This is a genomic window from Collinsella sp. CLA-ER-H3 (assembly GCF_040092425.1).
Taxonomy (GTDB): Bacteria; Actinomycetota; Coriobacteriia; order Coriobacteriales; family Coriobacteriaceae; genus Collinsella.
Genome location: NZ_JBBNLP010000008.1, coordinates 126,266 through 132,613, shown reverse-complemented (window position 1 = coordinate 132,613; position 6,348 = coordinate 126,266). Strand labels below are relative to the sequence as shown.

Genomic DNA, 6,348 nt, shown 5'->3' with positions numbered 1-6,348 from the left:
TGCTGGGGACGCACGCCCCCTACGGCACCTACGACTGCACCGGCTCCGGCACCGTCAAGTCCTGGGCCGATATCGCCCGCGCCGTCTTCGAGGCCGCCAACGGCAACGGGGACAGGGTCGTGCCGGTATCGACCGCCGACTACTACGCGAGCGCCGAGGGCCCCGTCGCCCCGCGCCCGGTCCACTCCGCGCTCGACCTGTCCAAGCTCGAGGCTGCCGGCTTCCACATGCCCGACTGGGAGGAAGAGCTGGGGGAGTACATCAAGACGCTCTAGCCGCTATTAACTTTTCGAGAGTAAAAGCCGCCGTTCTTTAACGGCGGCTTTTCTTGTTGGTGGCTATCTGCGCAGTGGTGCCAATAGTATTTTGCGGAAGATCTACCTCTCGCTTGGCATGGAAGTAGGGTGGCCGGGCTGGTCGTCGTAGGCGTATTTGCTGTACACGTTGACCTCCCACTGCTTTTTTTCGACCTTTGCTACAGAATCTAGGATGAAGCCGGTCGCAAGGCTCAGGCCGCACAGGAACATAAACGAGGCGGCGAGCATAGCGGTGGGGAAGCGCGGGACGAGGCCGGTCTGGAAATATTCGACAACGATGGGCATGCCCAGGGCGAGGCCGAATACCGCGAACAGAAGCGCAACGAGGCTGAAGAACTTCAGCGGGCGGTAGTCCTTGAACAGCGTGCCGATCATCGCAACGACTTTAATGCCGTCGCTCACGGTGTTGAGTTTGGACTCGGAACCCTCGGGACGGTCGCGGTACTCGATGGGCACATCTTTGATGCGCCAGCGGTGGTCGACGGCGTGGATCGAGAGCTCGGTTTCGATCTGAAAGCCCTCGGAAAGCACTGGGAAGGTTTTAACGAACGGGCGGCTCATGGCGCGGTAGCCTGTCATGACGTCATCGAAGCTGTAGCCATAGATCCACTTGATCATGGCGCGGACCAGATTATTGCCAAAGCCGTGGAAGGCACGCTTGTTCTCCTCGGCGTAGGTGCCGTTGGAAAGGCGATCGCCTACGGTCATGTCGGCCGTGCCGTTAAGGATGGGCTCGCAGAGGGCCTTGGCCGCCTCGGCGGGGTAGGTGTCGTCTCCGTCGACCATCAGGTAGCAATCGGCGTCGATATCGCGAAACATCTGGCGGCACACGTTGCCCTTTCCCTGACGGGGCTCAAAGCGGACTGTGGCGCCGTGCTCGGTGGCAATGCGTGAGGTATCGTCCGACGAGTTGTTGTCATAGACATAGACCGTCGCCTGCGGAAGCTCGCGGTGAAAGTCGTCGATGACTTTGCCGATCGTGAGCGCTTCGTTGTAGCAAGGGATGATGACGGCGATGGATTCAGAATTCACTTAATGCTCCTTATACATTCAATCCTAGAAAGTATAGCCGTTTGGGCCTGGCATCCTAAGATGTGGGTTAGTTCTCCAGTTTTGTTGCGCGAATCGTTTGCATGGCCGTCGGGTCTATACTGTTCGTTTGTCAACGATTACGAGTAAAGGAGTTGCATCCGTGTCGGATCAGACAAAGCAACAAGAAACTCGCAGTCTGCCTGCGACGTTTGCTAAGAACGAATTTGAGAAGGACGCGTTTATCCTTCGTCAGCTGGTTACCAAGGATTTTAAGATCAAGTATCGCCGTAGCGTTCTGGGCGTCGCATGGTCGGTGCTCAACCCGCTGCTGATGATGATCGTCATGGCCATCGTGTTCTCGACGATTTTTGGCCAGGGCCGCAATGGCTCAATGACGCCCGAGATGTACCCGCTGTACTTGATCGTGGGTAACATTACCTTTGCCGTCATGTCTGAGTCTACTAACCAGGCCCTGACGTCGATCGTGGGCGCTGCCCCTCTGCTCAAGAAGGTTAAGGTGCACCGCTGGGTTTTCCCGGTGCAGAAGGTGCTCTTCTCGCTGGTCAACTTTGCCTTCTCGCTGGTCGCCGTCGCCATCGTCATGCTGTGGTTCCGCGTTATGCCTTCTTGGCACCTGATTCTGTTGCCGGTTTGCCTGCTGCTGCTTATGTGCTTCTGCATGGGCCTGGGCATGATGCTCTCTGCCCTTACGGTCTTCTTCCGCGACGTTATGCATCTGTGGAGCGTCGTCATTACGGCGTGGACTTACATTACGCCCATCTTCTGGACGACTGACTATATTGCGCAAATGCCGCATCTCGTGCGTATCTTGATGTATGCGAACCCCATGTTCAACTACCTGCAGTTTATGCGCGATATCTTCCTGTTCCAGACTACGCCCTCGCTTATGACGTTTGGTATGTGCGTCGCTTGGGCGGTTCTTGCGCTTATTATTGGCTATACCGTGTTCCATAAGTCCGAGCGCAAATTTATCCTCTACATCTAAGGAGTGCTGTGATGACTGAATCTGTTGTTGATTACAGCGAGCAGCCTCTGGCTGTCGAGGTCGACGACGTCACCATGATCTTTAACATGGCGTCCGAGTCGCTGACCAACCTCAAGGAGTACTTCATTAAGCTTGCCAAGCACGAGCTGTTCTTTGAGGAGTTTAGGGCGCTTAAGCACATCTCGTTCGATATTCATCGCGGCGAAGTTGTCGGTCTGGTTGGCACCAATGGTTCCGGTAAGTCTACGATGCTCAAGATTATCGCTGGCGTGCTTGAGCCTAGTGAGGGCAGCGTTAAGGTCCATGGCAACATCGCACCGCTGATTGAGCTCGGCGCCGGCTTTGATCCTGAGCTGACGGCCCGCGAGAACATCTATCTGAACGGCGCCCTGCTCGGCTATACCAAGGAGTTCATCGACGCCAACTTTGACGGCATTATCGAGTTCGCTGAGCTTCAGAACTTTGTCGACATGCCGCTTAAGAACTTCTCCTCGGGTATGGTGGCGCGTATTGCTTTTGCAATCGCGACGATTACCGAGCCCGATATTCTGATCGTTGACGAGACGCTGTCCGTCGGTGACGTGTTCTTCCAGCAGAAGTGCGAGGACCGTATTCAGCACTTTATCCAGAGCGGCGACGTGACGGTTCTGTTCGTTTCGCACTCCATGGAGCAGGTTGAGCGCATCTGCCAGCGTGCCGTTTGGATTGAGAAGGGTGACCTTCGCATGGACGGTCCGGTCGATGAGGTCTGCAAGGCGTACCGCGAGCAGTTCAACTAGGTTATAATTACTTGCGCCTGACAGGCTTGCGCTTGCTTGGGCGTGCGGTTATTTGCTCCATTAGCTCAGTTGGATAGAGCAGGGGACTTCTAATCCCAAGGTCGACGGTTCGAATCCGCCATGGAGCACCAGAGAGTTTTTGAAGACCCGGTTTAATGCCGGGTCTTTGCTATTTGGGCGCATGGGCATGCTATTGTTTAAACACAGACCCCAAGACATGGCGATGACTTGCGGCCATATTTGTTAATTTGGACTGTGGCGCGCTTTCATCGTCACAGAAAGATGCCCGGTGCAGCGTTCGCGCTGCACCGGGCATTCTGTTTGCTTATGATGGCTAGCTAATGCACCTTTGTCTCTACGCCTCCGTCGGCTCCACGCCTAGCTCGTTGCGGACGAGATCGAAGGCTGCGGCGATGGCCTTGTCCATGTCGTAGTACTTGTAGCCGCCCAGGCGACCGGCGAAGACCACGTCGCCCTCCTGCGCCGCCAGCTCCTCGTACTGCCTGTAGAGGGCCTCGTTCCTGGCGTCGTTGATGGGGTAGTAGGGCTCGTCGCCGGGCTTCCAGTCGGCCGGGTACTCGCGCGTGATCACGGTCCTGTCCTGCGTGCCGAACTCGAAGTGCTTGTGCTCGATGACGCGCGTGTAGGGGACCTCGCGCTCGGTGTAGTTGACCACAGCCACGCCCTGGTGGTCCTGCTCGTCGAGCGTCTCGGTCTCGAAGCGCAGGCTGCGGTACTCGAGCGTGCCCAGCCTGAAGTCGTAGAACGCGTCGATGGGGCCGCAGTAGATCGTCCTGGCGGCGATACCGGGCTCGGCGGCGGCCAGCTCCTTGTACTCCACGCCGCAGCGCACCTCGACGCCCTCGAGCATGTTGCCGACCATCTTGGTGTAGCCGCCCATGGGGATGCCCTGGTAGCGGTCGTTGAAGTAGTTGTTGTCGTAGGTGAAGCGGCAGGGGAGGCGCTTGATGATGCTCGCGGGCAGGTCGCGGCAGTCGCGGCCCCACTGCTTCTCGGTGTAGCCCTTCACGAGCGTCTCGAAGATGTCGCGGCCGACGAGCGACAGCGCCTGCTCCTCGAGGTTCTGCGGCTCTCCGATGTCCTCGGCGGCCACCTGCTCGGCGATCTTGGCGCGGGCGTCTGCCGGCGTGACGACGCCCGGCCACATCTTGGCGAAGGTGTTCATGTTGAAGGGCATGTTGTACATGTTGCCGCGGAAGTTGGCGACCGGTGAGTTGACGTAGTTGTTGAACTCGGCGAAGCGGTTGACGTAATCCCAGACGTCCCTCATGGAGGTGTGGAAGATGTGCGCGCCGTAGCGGTGGACCTGGATGCCCTCGACGTCCTCGGTGTAGACGTTGCCGGCGATGTGGTCGCGGCGGTCGATGACCAGGACCGACTTGCCGGCGCGCTTGGCGGCGTTGGCGAAGACGGCGCCCGAGAGGCCGGCACCGACGACAAGGTAATCGTACTGGGACATGGATGAACTCCTTTGTATGTAATCAAACAGTTACTTAAGATTTGGGACAAATAAACCTGATAATTCTGTTCCAAGGATTAGTGTACCAGGCGTGTTGTAGGCTTTCTTTCAGCAGCTTCAGCTCATGTGCATAGCCCCTGGTTTCTTGATGATTTAAAGAATCTGCTAATTCGTCCTCAAACACTCCGGTAAGACTTTCGATACGGCATCCATCGCCTGCGGCTTTAGGTACTGCTCGTTGAGCCGTGCCTTTCTGTAGGCGTAGCGAGTGTCTGTCGAGTACTTGATCAATACGTCGGTGAAGAATCGCTCCCAACTTAGGTACTTGCGGCTTTCGATATAGCTCGAAGGATCCTTGAGGATTTTTGGAATGTCGTTACTGGGAATGAGGCCAGATTGCAGAAGTGTCCACTCAAATGATTCCGGGAGGAACAAGCGAACGTTCTTGTAAACGCGCTGTCCGAGCACCTTTTCGATGTAGGGACCAAACGCTGCGCCGTCTCCAATGGCAAGAACGTTTTGCTCGGGGCATTCGTGAATTGTCCGCTTTAGATTTGCTACGCCGGTGGCGGTGTAGCAGGGGATCCTGAGCCGGTTGCAAAGAGCGTCGTAGAATTGATAGCCAGATTTGCTATCCTCGACAACTACGGCGTCGGGTACCTCGAATCCAACATTTAGATCCTGATACAGCATACTTGCCGTGTGGTCATATAGCGGCTTGGTCACCGAGTAGAAGCGCCTGTCGCTCTTGCGGCCATTGATTGTTTTACTTGTCGTGTTGACTAGCTTCAGGATCTCATCAACGCTGTAGGGGAGCTCGTTGGCATCGCGACGAGATATCAGAACAAAATAGTTTGACGAGCCGTTTACGGCTTTGGCGAAGTCCTTTGAGTGGATAAACTCGTTGCCCTCATCTAGAAAGACGATTGAATCTTCGATGATCGACAGCTCGCGCTCCCAGCGTCTGCCGGAAAGCGTTTCGCAAGGTACGTCGCAGCTGAGTGCAACGCCGCTTTCCGGTCCTCGGTCGTTGTAGTCGCGAATCATCGAGATGAGTGTCGTTTTGCCCGTGCCGCTGTTGCCGCGGATGAAGGAAATATTGCGCTTAAACGTGAGTGTGTATTTGACCTTTGCACGCTCTACGACAACGGTGTGCGTTCCCTTCATTACTCATCAACATCCAAAAAGTCATTCGTGGCGCCGACAAACTCCTGCATGTTTCTAACGATGCGGCCATCGTTATTGATGCGAATCTCAAAGCTCTTCCAGGGGAATTTCATGATGTGGTATAAGGTCACCAGCACATCCTGCTCTTTGCCGATCTTGAGTAGCCAGCGGGCACAGTTGTCTCCGCAGGTGGATGCGTTGAACACCATATTTGGGAGATTGCGCACCAGCAGCAGCGTCTTAACGCCGCCTGACAGTTCGAGTGGAGTGATTGAGCCCAGCTGTTTGCTTACGATGTTGTGGGGACCGATGAGCTCTGATCCGTCCACGCTTTTAATAATCTGTGCGGCCATAGGGTCTTCAAACCATGAGTCCAAGTATGAGTTCCTAAAATAGGTTTCGGTATCGTAGATGGAACCGGGGTAATCCCCCAGATGGATGCTTAACATGCGCGTCTCCAGACGTTGTGTGACTGCAATGATTATATGCCAGTAATAAAGTGCCGCCAGTAGCGAGGTTGCTGCTGGCGGCACTGGCATTATTAGCGTGTGAATCGCGTTGATGGAT

General features: G+C 55.8%; 7 protein-coding genes and 1 tRNA gene. 4 read left to right on the top strand and 4 right to left on the bottom strand.

Translation table 11 applies throughout. The features are described 5' to 3' along the window. On the top strand, window positions 1–275 hold a 275-nt coding region (locus tag AAAX32_RS07900; protein ID WP_349100448.1), incomplete at its 5' end, for a sugar nucleotide-binding protein. 102 nt (window positions 276–377) lie between these two features. Here AAAX32_RS07900 and AAAX32_RS07895 read toward each other — a convergent pair. Continuing rightward, a complete protein-coding gene (locus tag AAAX32_RS07895; RefSeq protein WP_052044190.1) occupies window positions 378–1,349 on the bottom strand; it encodes a glycosyltransferase family 2 protein in 972 nt (323 codons plus the stop codon). A gap of 160 nt (window positions 1,350–1,509) precedes the next feature. On the opposite strand from AAAX32_RS07895, the gene AAAX32_RS07890 reads away from it, so the two are divergent. From AAAX32_RS07890 to AAAX32_RS07880, 3 genes are all read left to right on the top strand, one after another. Continuing rightward, window positions 1,510–2,355, top strand: a complete 846-nt coding sequence (locus AAAX32_RS07890; protein ID WP_022094778.1) for an ABC transporter permease — start codon at window positions 1,510–1,512, stop codon at window positions 2,353–2,355. An 11-nt stretch (window positions 2,356–2,366) separates the two neighbouring features. Further along, window positions 2,367–3,134: an ABC transporter ATP-binding protein gene (locus AAAX32_RS07885; RefSeq protein ID WP_022094777.1), complete on the top strand. Its 768-nt coding sequence runs from the start codon at window positions 2,367–2,369 to the stop codon at window positions 3,132–3,134. 54 nt (window positions 3,135–3,188) lie between these two features. Further along, window positions 3,189–3,265, top strand: a tRNA-Arg gene (locus AAAX32_RS07880). Between the two features lie 224 nt (window positions 3,266–3,489). On the opposite strand, the gene glf is transcribed toward AAAX32_RS07880, so the two are convergent. From glf to AAAX32_RS07865, 3 genes are all read right to left on the bottom strand, one after another. Continuing rightward, the gene (glf, locus tag AAAX32_RS07875) at window positions 3,490–4,614 is read right to left on the bottom strand and encodes a UDP-galactopyranose mutase (RefSeq protein WP_349100447.1); all 1,125 of its coding nucleotides are present in this window, start codon (window positions 4,612–4,614) and stop codon (window positions 3,490–3,492) included. 165 nt (window positions 4,615–4,779) lie between these two features. Further along, window positions 4,780–5,781, bottom strand: a complete 1,002-nt coding sequence (locus AAAX32_RS07870) for a hypothetical protein (protein ID WP_349100446.1) — start codon at window positions 5,779–5,781, stop codon at window positions 4,780–4,782. After that, window positions 5,781–6,230 carry a DUF4869 domain-containing protein gene (locus AAAX32_RS07865; RefSeq protein ID WP_118094279.1) on the bottom strand — a complete coding sequence of 150 codons (450 nt, stop codon included), beginning with the start codon at window positions 6,228–6,230 and terminating at the stop codon, window positions 5,781–5,783. The genes AAAX32_RS07870 and AAAX32_RS07865 overlap by 1 nt, the downstream gene beginning before the upstream one ends. Between the last annotated feature and the right edge of the window lie 118 nt (window positions 6,231–6,348).